We start from the raw sequence: 2,594 nt of genomic DNA on the forward strand, positions 1-2,594 counted from the left end.
ACCAGCCGCAGCTCGCTACGCGCCAGGCGCGCATCGCCCGGCTTGGGCGTCTCCCAGCGTCCCGCCTGCAGTGCCGAGCGCACCACCGGCGGCAGCTCGACGCCGTGGCGATCCAGGATGGCCAGCGCCTCGGCGCAGGTGCTCGCATCGGCCACCGTCGGCCCGCTGGCGATGGTGGACGGGTCGTCCCCCGGCACGTCGCTGATCGCCAGCGTGAGCACCGGAGCCGGCGCGCAGGCCGCCGCCAGGCGCCCGCCCTTGATGCGCGAGAGGTGCTTGCGCACGCAGTTCATCTCGGCGATGGTGGCGCCGCTGGCGAGCAGCTGCTGGCTGATGCGCTGCTTGTCCGCGAGCTCCAGTCCGTCGGCCGGCAGACTCAGGAGGGCCGAGCCGCCCCCGGAGATCAGGCACAGCACCAGGTCGTCCTCGCCCAGCCTCTGGGCGAGCCCGAGCATGCGCTCCGCGGCCTGCACGCCCGCCTCGTCGGGCACCGGATGCGCCGCCTCGACCACCTCGATGCGCTGCGCCAGGCCCGCCGGGCGCGGCGGCACGTGCCCATAGCGCGTGACCACCAGCCCCGACAGGGGCGCGTCCTCGGGCCACAGGGCTTCGAGCGCCTGCGCCATCGCCCCGCCGGCCTTGCCCGCGCCGAGCACCAGCGTGCGCCCGCGCGGCGGGGGCGGCAACTGCCCGGACAGGGCTCGCAGGGGCTGGGCGCGCGCCACCGCCGCACGAAACAGGTCGAGCAGGAAGTCCTGCGGCTCGGTGAACGGATCGTGCAGGGAAGCGCGGGTCATGGGACGGACGGGAAATGGGCCTTCCCCATTATGGGAGCCCCGGGGGTTCCCGCGTCCTCGTTTCCCCTGACCGCGGTCTACAGAAACTGTATACAAATCTGGTCGCCAACCGATATGATCAAGCCATGGACACCTCCACCGGCTTCATCGTCGACCGCCTCACGCGGGCGATCGTCGAGCACCGCCTGTTGCCTGGCACCAAGCTGGCCGAGCAAAAGCTCGCGGACCACTTCGGCGTCTCGCGCACCCTGGTGCGCCAGGCGCTGTTCCAGCTGGCGCAGAACCGCCTGGTCCGGCTCGAGCCGGCGCGCGGCGCCTTCGTCGCCACGCCCTCGGTGGACGAGGCGCGCCAGGTCTTTGCCGTGCGGCGCATGCTCGAGGCCGAGATGGTGCGCGCCTTCGTCGCCCAGCAGACGCCGGCCCAGCTCAAGGCGCTGCGCCGCCACATCGCCGCCGAGAAAAAAGCCATGCAGGGCGGCGACATCGGCCACCGCACCACGCTGCTCGGGGACTTCCACGTGCGCCTGGCCGAGCTGATGGGCAACGAAGTGCTGGCCCAGCTGCTGGGCGAGCTGATCTCGCGCTGCGCGCTGATCACGCTGATGTACCAGTCCAGCAGCGCCGCCGAGCATTCGCACGAGGAGCACGAGGCCATCGTCGCCGCCCTGGCGAAGGGCGATGCGGAGCGCGCCGTCCAGCTCATGCAGGAACACCTGGACAACGTGCAGGCCGGCCTCGCCTTCGACCGCGAACCACCCGCCAGCGACCTCTCCCTGGCCCTGTCGGCCGCCACCGCATGACCACCGCCATGATCTACGACGCCTGCAGCCCCTACCCGCGCGACCTGGTCGGCTACGGCCGCAACCCGCCGCACCCGCGCTGGCCCGGGCAGGCCCGGGTGGCGGTGCAGTTCGTGCTGAACTACGAGGAGGGCGGCGAGAACTGCGTGCTGCACGGCGATGCCGGCAGCGAGCAGTTCCTGTCGGAGATGTTCAACCCGGCCGCCTACCCGGCGCGGCACCTGAGCATGGAGGGCATCTACGAGTACGGCTCGCGCGCCGGCGTGTGGCGGCTGCTGCGCGAGTTCGAGCGGCGCGGGCTGCCACTGACGGTGTTCGGCGTGGCGATGGCTCTGGAGCGCCACCGCGAGGTCGCCCAGGCCTTCGACGAGCTCGGCCACGAGGTCGCCTGCCATGGCCTCAGGTGGATCCACTACCAGGACGTGCCGGAGCACATCGAGCGTGCCCACATGCAGGAATGCCTGGCGATCTTCGACGAGCTGTATGGCGGGCGTGGCGACCATGCGCTCGGCTGGTACACCGGGCGCGACAGCCCGAACACGCGCCGCCTGGTGGCGGACGCGGGCCGCTTCCTCTACGACAGCGACTATTACGGCGACGACCTGCCGCTGTGGATGAAGCTGCGCCGCAGCGACGGGCAGGAGGAGTGCCGGCTGGTCGTGCCCTACACGCTGGACGCCAACGACATGCGCTTCGCCCTGCCCCAGGGCTTCTCCCATGCCGACCCCTTCTTCCAGTACCTGCGCGACAGCTTCGACGTGCTCTACGCCGAGGGCGACCCGCAGGGCGAGGACCGCCCGAAGATGCTGAGCATCGGCATGCACTGCCGCCTGCTCGGGCGGCCCGGGCGGATGGCGGCGCTGCAGCGTTTCCTCGACCACATCCAGCGACACGAGCACGTCTGGATCTGCCGGCGCATCGACCTGGCGCGCCACTGGGCGGCGCAGCACCCTGCGCAGCCCAGCCCCTGAAACCCCGGCCGGCGCTGCGGCTGCCG

Annotated in this window: 3 protein-coding genes; 2 read left to right on the top strand and 1 reads right to left on the bottom strand. The window is 71.7% G+C overall.

What is annotated here, in order from left to right:
- On the bottom strand, positions 1–797 hold a 797-nt coding region (locus A612_RS00835), incomplete at its 3' end, for a glycerate kinase type-2 family protein (RefSeq protein ID WP_019372726.1).
- A gap of 125 nt (positions 798–922) precedes the next feature.
- On the opposite strand from A612_RS00835, the gene A612_RS00840 reads away from it, so the two are divergent.
- Both A612_RS00840 and puuE read left to right on the top strand, forming a co-directional pair.
- Positions 923–1,597, top strand: coding sequence for a GntR family transcriptional regulator (locus tag A612_RS00840; protein WP_019372727.1), 675 nt, complete (start codon positions 923–925; stop codon positions 1,595–1,597).
- Between the two features lie 8 nt (positions 1,598–1,605).
- Positions 1,606–2,568 carry an allantoinase PuuE gene (puuE, locus tag A612_RS00845; protein WP_019372728.1) on the top strand — a complete coding sequence of 321 codons (963 nt, stop codon included), beginning with the start codon at positions 1,606–1,608 and terminating at the stop codon, positions 2,566–2,568.
- Positions 2,569–2,594 lie beyond the last annotated feature (26 nt).

This window comes from Melaminivora alkalimesophila (assembly GCF_000282995.1).
Lineage (GTDB): Bacteria > Pseudomonadota > Gammaproteobacteria > Burkholderiales > Burkholderiaceae_C > Melaminivora > Melaminivora alkalimesophila.

Excerpts from the sequence above, each read along its gene's own strand:
- puuE (WP_019372728.1), top strand. The coding sequence starts at position 1,606 with ATGATCTACGACGCCTGCAGCCCCTACCCGCGCGACCTGGTCGGCTAC.
- A612_RS00840 (WP_019372727.1), top strand. The coding sequence starts at position 923 with ATGGACACCTCCACCGGCTTCATCGTCGACCGCCTCACGCGGGCGATC.